The organism is Aquimarina sp. AWH4_224, assembly GCF_056160245.1.
Window position 1 is genome coordinate 162,996 of the sequence record NZ_JBSWWU010000010.1, and the last position, 15,746, is coordinate 178,741.

Here is a 15,746-nt window from a genome sequence, read left to right on the forward strand (position 1 = left end):
TATGGCATCAACTAATTTTACATATCAGTTTAAGACTGCAAATATTATCATTAAGCTTATCGTTATTAATGTGGCCTTGTTTCTTGTGGCTACATTAGGTTCATGGATCTTCAAAACCAGTGCTGGTGAGTTGATGAAATGGTTTGTATTACCTGTAGAACCAGGTTCTTTGATTGTACAATTATGGAGTTTGTTGACCTATAGCTTTTTGCATTTTGGGTTTTGGCATATCTTCTGGAATATGTTGGTGTTGTATTGGTTTGGACAATATGTATTGAATTTATTTACCGAGAAACGTTTTCTTACTATATATCTTTTGGGCGCCATTTGTGGTGGGTTGTTGTTTGTATTAGCATATAATGTATTTCCTGTATTATCCGGTACTTTGGCTTATCTTATAGGAGCTTCTGCCGCAGTGCGAGCGATCATGATTTTTATCGCAGCCTATACACCCAATGCAGAGGTAAGAATTATCTTTTTTAATGTGAAATTGTGGCAAATCGGGGTATTTGTAGTGCTTTCAGATCTTATTCAAATACCGACTTCAGGAAATGCTGGTGGACTTATAGCTCATTTGGGAGGAGCGCTATTTGGTTATATGTATGCCGTTCAATTAAAAAAAGGAAATGATATTGGGCTTTGGTTTGAAAAAATAATGGATGGATTTGCCAGTATGTTCTCACCCAAAAAGAAAAGCCCACTCAAAACTGTACACAAGTCAAAATCATATACAAAACCTAAACAAAGAAAGAGTTCTTCTACAAAGAAATACGTAAAAACCCCAAATCAAGAGCAGATTGATGCAATTCTTGACAAAATAAGCAAGAGTGGATACGATAGTTTAACGAAAGAAGAAAAGGATTTTTTATTTAAGGCAGGTAAGGAATAGGGGCTATCTATGAGGAAATTAGTAAATAAATTTATCTTTTTGATGAATTCTATAGCAGCGTTTGCGTTGTTGCTATCGTATTTATTGCCCTATGTATCTCCCAAAACTTTTCCTTTGTTATCGGTACTGAGTCTAGCAGTACCTATTTTGATTGTGGTCAATGTTATTTTTCTGATCTATTGGGTGGTGCTCTTAAATAAAAAAGCAATTCTATCTCTAGTAGTATTGGTATTAGGAATATCGCATGTTACTTCCTTGTATAAAATAAGCGGTAAATCTACCGAAGATACAGCGGATGGTATTTCCTTATTGAGTTTTAACGTAAGAAGTTTTAATCGATTCTCATGGATTGATTCCAAAACTATTCCTCAGGATATTTCTGCCTTTGTAAGATCAGAAAGTCCAGACATTTTCTGTGCTCAGGAGTATTACAATAATCCAGATACCGACTTTTCACAATATCAGTATAAGTTCGAGGATTTTAATAATGATAATGGCGAGTTGGCATTAGTAGTCTTTTCGAAATACCCTATCGTTAATAAAGGATCGCTTCACTTCAAAAAAACGGCAAACAATGTTATTTTTTGTGATGTAGCTATTCAAAAAGATACATTGCGGATATATAATGTCCATTTACAATCCCATAAGATTAGTTCGAATACCAACCGAATTTCTCAAGAAGATTCGCAAAAGTTGTTGAAAAGAATCCAAATTTCATTTGAACGACAACAGGAACAAGTGGATAAACTTATTGATCATATGCGTCAATCCCCCTATAGAAACATTGTAATGGGAGATTTTAATAACTCTGCATACTCTTATGTATATGATAAAATCGTGTCTGAGGGACTTCAGGATACCTTTAAAGAAGCAGGGAAGGGGTTTGGTAAAACCTGGGAATTCGATCTTTTTCCTGTGCGTATAGATTTTATCTTGGTTCCAGAAGAATATGAAGTGTTAGAATTCAAAAATATCCATCAAGAACTATCCGATCATTATCCGATATTTTCTAGAGTACAATTGTAGGTATAGAGTATGGTCTCTTTTGGTTTCTTTTTAAGTCTATTGTTCTAGTTGTTTTTTACAAATCTTCCAATTGGGTTGCTTTGTCTTTCGTCATTTTGTTTTCCCAATTTTTAGAAAAAGTAGCGTGTTTGTTTTTGGTCATCGCTCTCATTTTGTCCATAACTACCTTTTGAAGTTGCTCGGGTAATGAATAGAATCTACTGCTAATTTTGGTCAATCTGCCATCATAATCACTATTTTGGTGCCTTACTGTAATTCTTTTTCCTTTGTGATAAATCATCATTTTCATACGTCCATCGGCATATTCTTCTTGTCCTTTGGTACCGTACACCAATATCAAATCGGCTAATCCATCATTGTCAAAATCCTGGATTTCCGAGTAGTGATTCCAGAAGAAAATAGACGTTTCCCAATCATTATCAGTTTCATCATTAATACTGGATTTCTTTTTGAGACCATTGCCTTTTTTGGTCAAAATAAGCCCTTGTAATTTGTTGTAAAGAGTATCTCCTTCTTTGGTGATTTCAGATTGATCTTGAGCAAGTGCTACATAATAAGATCCAGCTTCATCCTGATACGAATACGCCTGACGAATCGGATAGGTCACCTCATATTGACGCTTAATTCTTCGGGTAAAGATACCGTTGGTTTCTTGAGGAGTTAGTCTTTTGGCGAATTTAGGGTCTAGGGATAAAGTATCACTATTTTTAAGGGTTATTGGAGTATAAGATTCCTCTGGAGTTGCCGCTTGTTCGGCTTCTTTTTTTGATTCTTTAGGTTGCTGTTTGCAAGAGAATAATACTAATGGTATTACCAATACAAGTAAAAATTTATTCATAGATCATAGATTAAGGTTAATGGGGCTTGTTGTACAAGTTTCGTTCTAAATATAATTAATATTTTACAAACGAACTGATATCCAATGTTTTTACATCATCCAGCAATCAATTTGATCTGTGATCATATGCCAAAGTAAAGCTATGCCTAATACTCGTGTTTTTGGAAACAGCAGCATTATTGCATATCCCCAAAAAGCGACATAACTATGCAAAGGATGGAAGTTAATACTGCATCGATCGGCCTCAAAGATGGGTGTTGCCAAAAGGTGATCCAAATCGACAAGCATAGAGAGTAGAAAAATGAGTGATAATTTTTTCCATTGCTTTGGAAAGAAGATTAGAATCACAATTAATGGAACAATTAGATGTAAGCTGTAATGAACAAAAGGACGATACATGTAAATTGGAGGAGGTTTTACGGTAAATGTTCTTTTAGTAAGGGCAATAACAGAGTGCTGTATTTTTCTGATCCAAGGCTATTGAAATGAATCTCGTCTAATAAGTATTTGGAGTCAGTGATGCTTTTAATGAATTCTTTGGAGTATTTAACTTTCATATGATCTGGCAGCGAATTGTATAGAGGTATTACAATGGCTTTTTCCTTTTCACTTCTAAAAGTGACTGGTAATATAAAAACGATTTTAGAATTGTTTTTCTTTCCTAAATCTAAAATATGGTTGATGTAATTGGTATAGATTTTTTGATTGGCTCCTTTCCAATACTCAATTTCTTCATAGGTAATGAATGGACGAGAAGAATTGTAATTGTTTGCTTCGGCAGTCACAAAACCCATCATTTTTTTGTCTTTTTTTGGATCTGTATTTAGAATTCTTTTTAAATCTTTTTTGATTGATATTTTAGAAAAAAGATAATGATTTAATATGTTTAGTTTAAACATTGTTTTTTTTTGGAAGCTTTCTTGTTCAGTTAGGGAATGAATAGTTTCAAACACATTAATTTCTGCTTGATCACAAAACTGTATCAGATTTTCAGGAAGTTCGGGAATAATGGGAGAAAGCTCTATAAAGACTACTTTTGAATTTTGTTGTTTTAGTATGAAATCTGCTATAATACAATTCCCGAGAAAAGTAGAACCACTGATGCTCAAATTATGGATGTTGTCTGTATTAAAATGAGTAATTAATGTTTTCGGGTTTACGCTTCGCTGAAGTCTGCTCGAACCAATAAAATAGTATGAAGGGGTATTTATATTATCTTGTAAAGTGTTTATAATGGATTGAAAATGATTGTTTTCGTTTTTTGGAGATATTGTTTTAACCAGTACTAGTACACAGGCTATAAAAATGATAAATACGATTAGTTTTAATATTGTTTTTTTTAGGTTCATTGTAATAAAATATTAAAATAACGTGTAGTAATTATCTACGCCGGCGACTAAGCCAAACAGTAAGATGATTAATGTGAGTTTTAGATAAATAAACCATCGATTGATTATCGGTTTGTTTTCTAAGTAAAGATCAAATCTCATACTTTTAGCTTTGTAGTAATGATAATCCATTACAAAAAGAGAAAATAGCACAATTACGATACTGGCCCAATTGACTTTAATTTTTTCTAATGGAAAGTACGACGGAGTTAAAAAGATCTTTTCCAGTAAAAATGAAATATCTGGAGAGATAAAAATTAGGGCTAGAATACATGAGAATGCCAGATGGTACATGAAACCAGTTGCCTTTCTTAATTTTGGAAATGGTAGTTTTTTTAAATTGACTTTTTTTTCAAGAATAATCCATAGTCCGTTCATTAGACCCCATAAAAGTAATGTAGTGCTAAACTCGTGCCATAGTGCAATTAAAATAAACGTTGAAAGTAGTATTACATCTAGATATTTTCTTTTTCTATCGTACCTCGCAATCACAAAAAAGAAATAATCTCTAAACCACTCATTTAAAGTGATATGCCATCCTTTCCAAAACTCTTGTCTCGATGATGAAAAATAAACTCTATTCTTAAAATTGTCCTTTAATTCAATATTAAAAATTTGAGATATACCCTGAAATATATTTATGAATGAACTAAAATTACAATAGAGATAAAGAAAGAATAGTAGTCCTAATATAAAATAATACGCACCACTAATTTCGGTATTTAAGAACTGTTCTAAAAGGATGAATAATCTTTGAGCGATTATGATGTTTTTGAATAGCCCCCAAAGAATAAGACGTGTTCCCCTAGAAATAGATTCATTTGTTATATCTATGTTTTTAAATTGTGGAATCAAATTTTTAGCCCTTTGTAATGGTCCTGAAAAAATGATAGGAAAATAAATCAGATAGAGCAGTATGATAAAGAAGTTTTTTTCAGGTTCGATATATTTTCTTTTGATATCTATTAAATAACTCAGAGCATTAAAAGTAAAGTAAGAAAGCCCGATTATTTCCAGAACGGATGACCATTTGAACCAATTTAATAGTTCCATTCCCTTTGAGGAATAATCTTCGAAATGAAAACCTGAACCAAATGTTTTTGATAGGATTAGAGGGATCAGAATAAGAAAAACAGAAAACTTAATGTTAGAACGCTTGCGATGTATTGCGAATCCCATTAAATAGACAAGTAATGCTATAAAAATTAAAATGAATATTTTGTATCCAGTTAAGACAAAGTAAAATAGTAAGCTAGTTATTAAAAGCCCTTTCCATCTTTTTTCTTTTGAGAAAAAGAAGGTGAGTGCGACAGAACTAATTACATATAAAAAGATCAATAATAAATTGAACTCTATCATTTAATTTATAGTCGTTTTTTAGGTGTTTTCCTCATTGTTAAAGAGTAATCATACCTGTTTAATTGATGATCGATTTGATCTTCATTGAGTGTACGGTGCGCATAAAAATTTGCTTGGCCCATTTCACTTCATAAGAATGATCTATTTCAAAATTTTTCAAAAAACTGATCATGGGTTTAAGACAACTTCTCATTTCTTGTCTTGATATTTGAGCTCCAAGGCAAAAATGATGTCCTCCTCCAAATGCCAGGTGATCATTTGGTGTTCTATCTGGAATTATTTTATTAGGATTAGAAAAGAATTCAGGGTCGCGATTAGCGCTAGCGAGACTAAGATACAATCTCGAGCCTTCAGGAATAACAAGATCGTTAAACTCCATTACTTCTTTATTAACTCTTATCGTGTATTGGAGAGGGGAGGAAAACCTAAATAATTCTTCGATTAATAGATTTAATTGTTTTAAGTCGCTATCCATTACATAGGCTATGAGCTCTTTGTCTTTTAGTATTTCAAACAAAGCCATGGTAAGGTTATCTTTTGAAGTTTCAAAAGCTGCCATAACAGATATGGACATAATAGAATAGATATCCTCATCAGAATAGTCCAAATTTAATTGATTAGCATAAAATTTGATATTCTCTTTATAACTCGAATCGTGAAATATATCCTTACCCCATAAAAACCACGAATTAATTTGCTGATATATTTGTTTAGGAATAAATATATCCTGGCTTCGGGCCAACATGTTTGAGTATTTTTTGACATGTTCGAAACTCTCATAATTTTTAATCCCGAAAAGTTTCTCAGTAACTAAAAAAATAAAATAAGCACAATATTCAACCAAATCTATAGTACTATGAGCTTTATAACGATCATTTAAAATGCCCATAGATTGGATGATAATAGGGTCCAAATCAAATTCTTTAAATGATTTTCCCATTACTGATCTTAAATTTTTATGATCATCACCATTTAAATACATTGTCCATTTTTTTGTGCCTTTGGATAGATATGGACACATATCCGTATTTTTAAAGATGTAGGGTTCTTTTTGATTGAAATAAGAGCTTAATTCTGATACTTCATATTCATTTGACCGCACAATTTTACTTACATCACTGTATTTAAAAAATATCCACTCTTTATGAGCTCCTTTGTGAATAGGATTCTTCTCTCTACAATCTTTAAGATGATCATATGGGTTTTGAAAATAGCCTTTGGTATAGGGATTCCAAATTATTTCTGATTTTCTATCCATTCTACAAGCTTGTTTATGGTGTTATATTCGGAAAAAACTGTAGGATCAATTTCTTGAATATCTAATTTTCCTTCTAGATCAAAAGCCAGAGTTAACATAGATAAAGAATCCATGCTGAAGTTTGTGAACTCTTCATTGTATGATATTTCTTCTATTGGTAATTCTGTCTCTTCTGCAATTTTTTCTCTAAGCCATAATTTTATATCCATTATAATGTGTTTTGGTTTATTTAGTGTTTAAATCTGATGTTACTACGGAGTGAATTTATAATTATAATTTGATAATGAACCATTTTGAATGGTTAAACTGAGCCGGTAGTATTGAAAATGTAAATTGTAATTACAAAATAAATAAAAAGAATTTGTGATGATGCAGATTTTAATAAATAATGGACTGATTTTCTAAATAGGTTAAGGCATTGGTGCCTTCATTAAAAAGTAAGTCTAATATTGAAAGATTGGGGATAAAACCATGTTTGTCGCCAAACACTTGGATATAAGATTCCAAATCGTACGGTTTTTCTTTTTTGGCAACCACCAAATTTCTCAGGTCCAGATGACTTGCTGGTTGTTCTTGATATTCGGAGGTTTTTGTAAAAGAAGTGTCTAATTGTAAACAATCCTGAAGTACTTGAAAACACTCGAAATTAAAATCTAATAAAAACTCTTTCTTTTTTTCGAAAAGGGGAGTGAGTTCATCTTCGTAGTATTCAAAAAAAGGAGAGGTTCTATATGCTGTTTCCAAGGATTTCCAATGTAACGTCTGCCAGCTAAAATCGTTTTCAATACGTACGTCCTTGTACAATTGTCTTCCTGCCTTTCCCGTATGTTTTATGGGTATGGTTAAAAGTAGCTTTCCATTAGCTCCATAAATGTATGTGCGATTACGGTAGGTTTGTTTTTGATAGTTATCTTCATTTTCGAAAATAACATCATCAGCCTGTACCAAAGCAACATATTGCGCTATAGAGCCAAAATACATAGGGTGTAACAAAACTTTTTTCAATGCCTTGACAGTTAAAATTTGGAAGAACTTAGTTTCTGTGGTTTAAGCTCCTTTTTTTCTTTTTCGGTACTGATTATAAATAATCCATCCTGCCAATAGGATCAAGAAGTATTTAAAATAAGATACAGGTTCTCCGCTACCTCCAACAGTAGTAAACATGCGATCCCATCTTATTTTATTCAATAGTCCCTTGGCATTAGAATCCCAGCTGAACCATACAAAAACTGGTTTTCCTACTACATGATTGGCAGGGACATAACCCCATACACGGCTATCCTCACTGTTATGACGATTGTCTCCCATCATCCAGTAATAATCCTGCTTAAAGGTGTAAGAATCTAGTGGTTTTCCATTAAGTAGCACTTGAGTTCCGTTTACGGAAAGTTTATTATCTATACCCATTTCAGAGCCTTCATATACTTCAATAATTCTGCGATATAAAGAGAAACTCTTCAGATCCATCTTCACTGTTTTGCCAGCCTCAGGAATATAGATAGGACCAAAATTATCGTTATTCCAATTTACTTTTCCATTGTTCGGGAAAATACTAGGATCTTTTTGCCCTTTAGGAGTTACAACACGTTCTATAGAAGCAACGTTTTGATGGTTTTTAAACCTTGCAGCAGCACTTTCTGTAAGACCTACCGCACTAAACTGAGTATTGTTATACCCAAATTCATTGGGTTTGATTTTATAACGATCGTAAAGGTTTTGAGGATTAAAACCACTGCCCTTAGTATTTCCAAAATAAGAAAACTGTAGTTGTGCTCTTTCTGGTAACACATTTTTTTCGCCATTGATATGTACATATCCATCAACTACCGACAAAGAATCACCAGGTACACCTACACAGCGCTTCACATAGTTTGATTTCTTATCAATAGGTTTGTAGTAGCTTTTTTTGGATCGATCTCTAAAAAAACGAACCGTATCTATTGGCCAGCTAAATACTACAATATCATTACGTTTTATTTTCTGAAAACCAGGAAGTCTGAAATATGGATATTGTGGCTTACTTACATAGGATTTTGTCTTTACTAATGGTATGGTGTCATGTACCATAGGAAAAGAAACTGCAGTCATAGGAGTGCGCGCTCCGTAATGAAATTTACTTACAAACAAAAAGTCACCAACCAGCAATGTTCTTTCTAATGAACCTGTAGGAATAGTATATGGCTGCATAAAATATGTATGTACAATAGTAGCAGCTACTACTGCAAACAAAATGGAACTTATCCATTCTCCTGTTGAAGTTCTAGGCTTTAGGCTTCGGTTTTCAATGTATGTTACATCTTGAGCGTAGTTTATATAAAATATATAAAACCCAAGAGTTACAACAACCAGAATGGTATCTGTTGTGGAGTTTCTACCAAAACTTCTGATAGTTTCTACCCAAATCACAGGAAGCATAATGACATTGATAACAGGTATAAATAGTAGAATAACCCACCACCACGGTCTATTGATGATCTTTGTCAAAACTACTGCGTTGTAAATAGGAACAATAGCTTCCCAAGCTTTTCTACCCGCTTTTGTGTATAATTTCCAGGTTCCTAGAAAGTGAATCACCTGAAGTACTAGGAAAAATATAAGCCATTCTGTGAGCGCCATAAGTATTTATTTTTTTAGTATATGTACCCTATATTGGAAAAGTGTTACGTTTTTATAGACCTAAAACGTCTTTCATTCCGAAAATACCGGTTTTATCCTTCAGCCATTCTGCTGCAACCACCGCACCTAAAGCGAAACCATGTCGGTTATGAGCGGTATGAGTAATCTCTATATCATCTACTTCAGAAGAATAAGTAACGGTATGTGTGCCAGGAACTTGTTCTATTCTTTTGGCAACAATAGGTATAGTGTTTTGGTCTCCTTGATCCAATTGCCATCCTGTTTTATTAGTATTGTCTATGATTCCTTCTGCAAGTGTGATAGCTGTTCCACTTGGTGCATCTAATTTTTGAGTGTGATGAATTTCTTCCATAGCTATTGAATATCCTTCTACAGGATTCATCATTTTTGCTAGCTTTTTATTGAGTTCGAAGAAAAGATTGACACCCAAACTATAGTTAGAAGCATAAATAAAAGCGCCCTTTTTTTCCTTACATAAGGAGATCATTTCTTCATAATGATCAAGCCATCCTGTGGTTCCCGAAACCACGGGTACCCCAGCCTCAAAACAATTAGAAATATTGGTCACCGCCGCTGTTGGGATACTAAAGTCGATAGCCACATCAGCTTGAGATAGATCATAATTAGAATCGTCTTTATCTACTTTAAGTACTATGGTATGGCCCCTTTCTGTTGCTATTTTTTCAATGGTTTTACCCATCTTGCCATATCCTAGTAATGCAATTTTCATGTGTGTTGGTTATTATAAAAATGAATTGATCTTAAAAATTAAAGTTCAAAGTAACCCCATAATTGGGAGTAAGATCAAATTCGTTAAAATTTATTCCTGGTTTTAGTGAAAGATCGTCTGTAATATTATATTGTTGTAAATGAGCGGTAACGTTAGCGTCAACTATGTTTAATAAATATGCCGCAACAGTCAGTAATAATGATAGCTCTTGATCTCTTCTAAAACGTTCTTGTAACGATATAAGCTGCTCGTTGGAAACTAGTATTTCACCGGTTTGCTGGTTAATAAAACGGTCATCGGTAAAACCTGCTAATCGTCTTTTAAAAATATCTCTAAAATCGTTATAATTTCTATTGTTATCGAGGTAAAAATAAATTCCGGTACCTATGGCAGCATATACAATAGGGATTTTCCAATATTTTTTGGTGTATGCTTGGCCCAAACCAGGAAGTACAGCAGAGTAAAAAGCGGCTCTGGCAGGAGCTAAAGGTTCGTAAGGTTGAATTCTCTTTTCCCTTCTTTCCTTTTTTCTATCTCTTTTTTTCTTTTTGACAGCTACTTCTTCAGTAGTAACTTTTAGTTCTTCATTCTCTTCTTGCGCAACTGCGGTATGAAAAGAGAAGAGTACAAAAAAAATGATATAACAATGTTTAATTTTCACTATTGATGAGTTTCTTTAACCGGTTAAAATCCTCTTGAGAAGAAAAAGGTATAATCAATTTACCACTTCCTTTACTGGAAACTTTTACATCAATTTTTGCGCCAAAATATTCAGAAAACTCTTTTACTCCTTTTGCAATATCTTTTGGTAACTGTGAAGGAGTTGTATTGGATTCAGTAGTTGAATTTTCAGAAGGGTCCTTTAAGGATTTTACCAATTTTTCTGTTTCACGAACCGAAAGCCCTTTTCCAATTACTTTCTCATAGATGTCCAACTGTTGTTGTTGATTCTCCAGATTGATCAAAGCACGTCCATGACCCATAGAGATAAAACCATCACGCATACCCGTTTGAACTATAGGATCCAGTTTTAGTAATCTCAAATAGTTGGCAATAGTCGATCTTTTTTTACCTACGCGATCACTTAACTGTTCTTGAGTTAAACTGATTTCATCAATCAAACGTTGGTAAGACAAAGCGATTTCGATAGGGTCAAGATCCTGTCTCTGAATATTTTCTACCAAAGCCATGGTCAAAGACTCATGATCGTTGGCAATTCGTATATACGCAGGTATTGTTTTTAAACCTGCCAATTTTGAAGCGCGGAAACGGCGTTCTCCACTAACCAGCTGATAGCTGTTAAAATCTAATTTTCGTACCGTAATAGGCTGGATTACCCCAACTTCTTTAATAGAAGTTGCTAACTCGCGTAATGTTTCATCATTAAAACTTGTACGCGGCTGAAAAGGGTTTACATCAATACTTTCCAGATCAAGCTCTATGATATTTCCTACAACCTTATCCGCATTTTTATCATCAACGGATTTGATATCATTTTCCGGATCTTTCAAGAGTGCAGATAGACCTCTTCCTAATGCCTGTTTTTTTGTTGCCTTCGCCATGTATCCTTAACTATTTTTCTTTATAATTTCGTGCGCCAAACTTAAATAATTACTAGCTCCTTTACTAGCTGCGTCGTAATTGATAATACTCTCTCCATAACTTGGGGCTTCACTTAAACGAATATTTCGCTGGATGATTGTTTTAAAAACCATCTCATTAAAGTGCTTCTGTACTTCTTCTACCACTTGATTAGATAAACGCAATCTAGAATCATACATGGTTAATAACAATCCTTCGATATCCAGATTGGTGTTGTGTACTTTTTGTACACTTTTTATTGTATTCAACAATTTACCAAGTCCTTCTAGTGCAAAATATTCACACTGTATAGGGATCATCACCGAATCTGCAGCAGTCAGTGCATTTAGCGTCAAAAGTCCTAACGATGGAGCACAATCAATTAAAATATAATCATATTCTGATCGCAACTCTTCGATAGCCTTTTTCATCATATACTCTCGATCATCCTTATCTACAAGTTCAATTTCGATTGCTACCAGATCAATATGTGCAGGAATAATATGTACATTCGGAGAGGTAGTCTCCAAAATTGCTTCCTGGGGTTTTATGGTATGCTCAAGAATCTGATACGTTCCATTTTCGACACTTTCTACATCAAGACCTAGTCCTGAGGTAGCATTAGCCTGAGGATCTGCATCGATTAGTAACACTTTCTTCTCCAGAACACCTAGAGAAGCTGCTAAATTAACTGAGGTGGTAGTCTTTCCTACACCTCCTTTTTGATTGGCAATCGCTATTATTTTACCCATTTGGGGAGATTTGGTTTTTAAGCGATAAAAATACGATTTATTATATATTATAAAAATGAAAAATGTTAACAGTATGGACAAAAAAGGACCATTTGCCTTTGCAAATGGTCCTGAGTAATTTATGAATTGTTAATAACTACTTATTTCTTGTTTTTTGATCGGATGGAAGCCTCTAGCATATCCCACATCTGTTCGGGTACTAGCTCTAGCATGTTAAACTCTCCAGCCCCTTTAAGCCATTCTCCACCATCAATAGTCATTACCTCACCATTAACATAAGCAGAAAAGTCAGACACTAGATATGCCGCAAGATTAGCTAATTCTTGATGATTACCCACTCTTCCTAACGGTACTTGTTTGGTAATATCTAACTTTTCTTTAAGCTCATCCGGCATCAAACGATCCCAGGCCCCTTTGGTAGGGAATGGTCCAGGTGCGATAGCGTTGAAACGCATACCATACTTTGCCCACTCTACAGCTAATGATCTTGTCATAGCCAGAACACCAGCTTTTGCCGTAGCACTTGGTACTACATATGCAGATCCTGTCCAGGCGTAGGTAGTTACGATATTTAATACAACAGTATTTCTATATTTTGTATCGATCCAGTGTTTACCAAAAGCCAAAGTGCAGTTTTTGGTTCCTTTAAGTACAATATCAATAATGGTATCAAATGCATTTGCTGATAAACGCTCGGTAGGAGAAATGAAGTTTCCTGCAGCATTGTTTAACAATATGTCCACAGAACCAAACTCTTTAATCACGGCATCTCTCATAGCTTCCACTTGATCGATATGTCTCACATCACACTGAAGGGGAAGGCAAGTGCCGCCAGTCTCGTCCTCAAGCTCTTTGGCAGTGGTCTGTAATTTTTCAAGATTACGAGAAGTGATAGCTACCTTTGCACCAAGTTCTAAAAAGTACTTAGTCATGGATTTTCCTAGTCCGCTACCTCCACCAGTAACAACGATATTTTTTCCTTCTAAAGCTCCATCACGAAGCATTTTGTCTGTATAACTCATTGGTATATGTAATTTCTATATTTTGGGGAAGTTACGATATTATTCCTGAAAAACTATGCATGCATAGTATTTTGTGTTTATTCAAAAGTAGAAATTAGAATTTCTAAAATAGTGATCGCTGCGTTACTAATCTTTGTACCTGGGCCAAATACCGCCACTGCTCCTGCATCAAAAAGAAAGTCATAATCATCAGGAGGAATTACACCACCTACAATAATCATGATATCTTCTCTTCCGTATTTTTTGAGTTCTTCTACAATTTGAGGTACTAGCGTTTTATGACCACCTGCTAATGAAGATACTCCAACGATGTGTACATCGTTTTCTACGGCTTGCTTTGCTGCTTCTTTTGGAGTTTGAAAAAGTGGACCAATATCTACATCAAAGCCTACATCGGCATACCCAGTAGCGACTACCTTGGCGCCTCGGTCATGACCATCCTGACCCATTTTGGCAATCATAATACGTGGTCTACGTCCTTCTAGCTCCGCAAATTTGTTGGCTAAATTTCTTGCTTTGTCAAAAGACTCATCATTTTTTATTTCTTTGGCGTACACTCCTGTAAACGATTTTATTTCTGCTTTATGTCTACCAAATTTCTTCTCCAAGGCATCACTGATTTCTCCTAGTGTAGCTCTCAATCTGGCAGCTTCCACTGCTAAAGCTAACAAATTTTGATCATCATCTGCAGCACCAGTAGTTAAATTCTCAAGTGCTTGTTGTACTTTTTGTTCGTCCCTTGAGTTTTTTACTTTTTTAAGACTCTCTAACTGTTGATTACGAACCGCTTGATTATCTACTTTAAGGGTGCTGATGGCTTCTTCTTCCTCTAGTCGGTATTTGTTTACACCAATAATAAGGTCTTGTTCACTATCAATACGCGCTTGCTTGCGCGTAGCTGCTTCTTCGATTCTCATTTTTGGGATACCTGCCTCAATCGCTTTGGTCATTCCACCAAGTTCTTCTACTTCTTCTATCAGTTTCCAAGCTTTTTCAGCAATATCATTGGTAAGTGATTCTACATAGTAACTTCCAGCCCATGGATCTACTGTGCGGGTGATCAGTGTTTCCTCTTGCAAAAAGATCTGCGTATTTCTTGCAATTCTAGCAGAGAAGTCCGTCGGTAATGCAATCGCTTCATCCAAAGCATTGGTATGCAAACTCTGTGTTCCTCCAAAAGCCGCAGCACTAGCTTCGATACAAGTTCTTGCCACGTTATTGAAAGGATCTTGTGCAGTGAGACTCCAACCACTGGTTTGACAATGGGTGCGGAGCATCAATGATTTAGGGTTTTTAGGATTAAATTGCTGTATGAGTTTGGCCCATAGCATACGAGCAGCTCTCATTTTCGCAATTTCCATAAAATGATTCATTCCTATAGCCCAAAAGAAAGACAGTCTCGGTGCAAAAGAATCTACATCCAAACCTGCTTCTATACCTTTACGAATATATTCTAATCCATCTGCTAGGGTATATGCTAGTTCAATATCACAGGTAGCACCAGCTTCTTGCATATGATAGCCCGAAATACTAATCGGGTTGAATTTTGGCATATTGGCAGAGCAATACTTAAAAATATCACTAATAATCCGCATCGATGGAGTAGGAGGATAGATATATGTATTTCTCACCATAAACTCTTTCAGGATATCATTTTGAATGGTACCAGAAAGTAGGTTTTTATCCACGCCTTGTTCTTCTGCAGCAACAATATAAAAGGCCATGATGGGCAGTACAGCTCCATTCATAGTCATCGATACCGACATTTTATCCAGCGGAATCTGATCGAAGAGCACTTTCATGTCTTCTACAGTATCTATAGCTACTCCAGCCATTCCTACATCACCAACTACACGTTCATGATCACTATCATAACCTCGGTGTGTAGCCAAATCAAATGCTACAGACAGTCCTTTTTGTCCAGCTGCCAGATTTCTTCTGTAAAATGCATTACTTTCTTCAGCAGTCGAGAAACCCGCATATTGCCTAATTGTCCATGGACGTCGAACGTACATGGTAGAATAAGGACCTCTTAGATAAGGCGCTATACCTGCACTAAAATTGAGGTGTTCAAGGTTTTCGATATCACTATTGACGTATGAAGATTTAATTTCAATACCTTCAGACGTAGTAAAAGTGTTAACTGTTGGAGTATTGGTTGTTGATGTTTCTTTGGATAGTTGTATATGTTGTATGTCTTTTCTACTCATTGCCAATTTAACCCGTTTGCCATAAAAAAATTAAACAGGCCATAAAATTAAGCTTT

At 34.8% G+C, this 15,746-nt stretch carries 16 protein-coding genes; 2 read left to right on the plus strand and 14 right to left on the minus strand.

Annotated features, from left to right (window positions below):
- Position 1 precedes the first annotated feature (1 nt).
- Together ACXAGJ_RS19390 and ACXAGJ_RS19395 are read left to right on the plus strand one after the other, a co-directional pair.
- Positions 2 to 889, plus strand: a complete 888-nt coding sequence (locus ACXAGJ_RS19390; protein WP_474842134.1) for a rhomboid family intramembrane serine protease — start codon at positions 2 to 4, stop codon at positions 887 to 889.
- Between the two features lie 42 nt (positions 890 to 931).
- Complete coding sequence (locus ACXAGJ_RS19395; protein ID WP_474842136.1) at positions 932 to 1,915, plus strand: endonuclease/exonuclease/phosphatase family protein; 984 nt, start codon at positions 932 to 934, stop codon at positions 1,913 to 1,915.
- Between the two features lie 55 nt (positions 1,916 to 1,970).
- Here the strand turns inward: ACXAGJ_RS19395 and ACXAGJ_RS19400 are convergent, their stop codons facing one another.
- From ACXAGJ_RS19400 to scpA, 14 genes are all read right to left on the minus strand, one after another.
- On the minus strand, positions 1,971 to 2,753 hold the full coding sequence (locus ACXAGJ_RS19400; protein WP_474842138.1) for a M949_RS01915 family surface polysaccharide biosynthesis protein: 783 nt from the start codon (positions 2,751 to 2,753) through the stop codon (positions 1,971 to 1,973).
- Between the two features lie 90 nt (positions 2,754 to 2,843).
- Positions 2,844 to 3,152 (minus strand): DUF6122 family protein, encoded by a 309-nt coding sequence (locus ACXAGJ_RS19405; RefSeq protein ID WP_474842140.1) that lies wholly within the window; start codon positions 3,150 to 3,152, stop codon positions 2,844 to 2,846.
- A gap of 17 nt (positions 3,153 to 3,169) precedes the next feature.
- Positions 3,170 to 4,102, minus strand: coding sequence for a hypothetical protein (locus tag ACXAGJ_RS19410; protein ID WP_474842141.1), 933 nt, complete (start codon positions 4,100 to 4,102; stop codon positions 3,170 to 3,172).
- 12 nt (positions 4,103 to 4,114) lie between these two features.
- A complete protein-coding gene (locus ACXAGJ_RS19415; RefSeq protein ID WP_474842143.1) occupies positions 4,115 to 5,320 on the minus strand; it encodes an MBOAT family O-acyltransferase in 1,206 nt (401 codons plus the stop codon).
- 238 nt (positions 5,321 to 5,558) lie between these two features.
- On the minus strand, positions 5,559 to 6,758 hold the full coding sequence (locus tag ACXAGJ_RS19420; RefSeq protein ID WP_474842145.1) for a cytochrome P450: 1,200 nt from the start codon (positions 6,756 to 6,758) through the stop codon (positions 5,559 to 5,561).
- Positions 6,737 to 6,967, minus strand: a complete 231-nt coding sequence (locus ACXAGJ_RS19425) for an acyl carrier protein (RefSeq protein WP_474842146.1) — start codon at positions 6,965 to 6,967, stop codon at positions 6,737 to 6,739. Before ACXAGJ_RS19425 ends, ACXAGJ_RS19420 begins: the two co-directional genes overlap by 22 nt.
- 169 nt (positions 6,968 to 7,136) lie before the next feature.
- Positions 7,137 to 7,763 carry a WbqC family protein gene (locus ACXAGJ_RS19430; RefSeq protein WP_474842148.1) on the minus strand — a complete coding sequence of 209 codons (627 nt, stop codon included), beginning with the start codon at positions 7,761 to 7,763 and terminating at the stop codon, positions 7,137 to 7,139.
- A 42-nt stretch (positions 7,764 to 7,805) separates the two neighbouring features.
- A complete protein-coding gene (gene lepB, locus ACXAGJ_RS19435) occupies positions 7,806 to 9,374 on the minus strand; it encodes a signal peptidase I (protein ID WP_474842150.1) in 1,569 nt (522 codons plus the stop codon).
- Between the two features lie 52 nt (positions 9,375 to 9,426).
- Entirely contained in the window at positions 9,427 to 10,125 is a 699-nt protein-coding gene (gene dapB, locus ACXAGJ_RS19440; RefSeq protein WP_474842151.1) for a 4-hydroxy-tetrahydrodipicolinate reductase, read from the minus strand.
- Positions 10,126 to 10,156: 31 nt separating this feature from the next.
- Positions 10,157 to 10,786, minus strand: coding sequence for a DUF5683 domain-containing protein (locus ACXAGJ_RS19445; protein WP_474842153.1), 630 nt, complete (start codon positions 10,784 to 10,786; stop codon positions 10,157 to 10,159).
- Positions 10,776 to 11,687 (minus strand): ParB/RepB/Spo0J family partition protein, encoded by a 912-nt coding sequence (locus tag ACXAGJ_RS19450; RefSeq protein ID WP_474842155.1) that lies wholly within the window; start codon positions 11,685 to 11,687, stop codon positions 10,776 to 10,778. Before ACXAGJ_RS19450 ends, ACXAGJ_RS19445 begins: the two co-directional genes overlap by 11 nt.
- Positions 11,688 to 11,693: 6 nt before the next feature.
- Entirely contained in the window at positions 11,694 to 12,458 is a 765-nt protein-coding gene (locus ACXAGJ_RS19455) for a ParA family protein (RefSeq protein ID WP_073315063.1), read from the minus strand.
- 140 nt (positions 12,459 to 12,598) lie between these two features.
- A complete protein-coding gene (locus ACXAGJ_RS19460) occupies positions 12,599 to 13,480 on the minus strand; it encodes an SDR family oxidoreductase (protein ID WP_073315062.1) in 882 nt (293 codons plus the stop codon).
- A gap of 77 nt (positions 13,481 to 13,557) precedes the next feature.
- Positions 13,558 to 15,690, minus strand: coding sequence for a methylmalonyl-CoA mutase (scpA, locus tag ACXAGJ_RS19465; protein ID WP_474842158.1), 2,133 nt, complete (start codon positions 15,688 to 15,690; stop codon positions 13,558 to 13,560).
- Between the last annotated feature and the right edge of the window lie 56 nt (positions 15,691 to 15,746).